The sequence below is a fragment of the Candidatus Propionivibrio aalborgensis genome, assembly GCF_900089945.1.
Lineage (GTDB): Bacteria > Pseudomonadota > Gammaproteobacteria > Burkholderiales > Rhodocyclaceae > Propionivibrio > Propionivibrio aalborgensis.
Genome location: NZ_FLQY01000308.1, coordinates 1 through 571 on the forward strand (window position 1 = coordinate 1; position 571 = coordinate 571).

1 protein-coding gene is annotated in these 571 nt (G+C 61.6%); it reads left to right on the forward strand.

Annotated features, from left to right (window positions below; all coding sequences use genetic code 11):
* Positions 1-571: TRAP transporter large permease (locus PROAA_RS13460; RefSeq protein WP_186411833.1), on the forward strand; the 571-nt coding region annotated here is incomplete at both ends.

Consider the following 571-nt stretch of genomic DNA (forward strand, 5'->3'; position numbering starts at 1 on the left):
TATCGGGTTCTTCGCCCGCCACCGTGGTGGCGATCGGCTCGATCCTGCTGCCGGCCATGGTCAGGGCGGGCTACCCGAAGAAGTTCGGCGTCGGCGTCATCGCCTCGTCGGGCGGGCTTGGCATCCTGATTCCGCCGTCGATCGTCATGGTGATGTATGCCGTTTCGACCAACAGTTCGATCGGCGCGCTGTTCATGGCGGGTGTGATCCCCGGTTTGATGCTGGCGCTGTTCCTCGGCTTCACCACCTGGTATGAGGCCAAGAAGGGCAACTATCCGCGCGAGCAGCCGCGTTCATGGGCGGAGCGCTGGGATGCTTTCCGCAAGGCGATCTGGGGCCTGCTGCTGATCGTGGTGGTGATGGGCGGCATCTACAGCGGCCTGTTCACCCCGACCGAGGCGGCGGCCATGAGCGCGGTGTACGCCTTCTTTATCGCCGTATTCGTCTATAAGGACATCGGCATGAAGGACGTGCCGAAGGTCCTGCTCAACTCGGCGAACATGAGCGCGATGCTGCTCTACATCATCACCAATGCGGTGTTGTTCTCCTTCATCCTGACCAACGAGCAGAT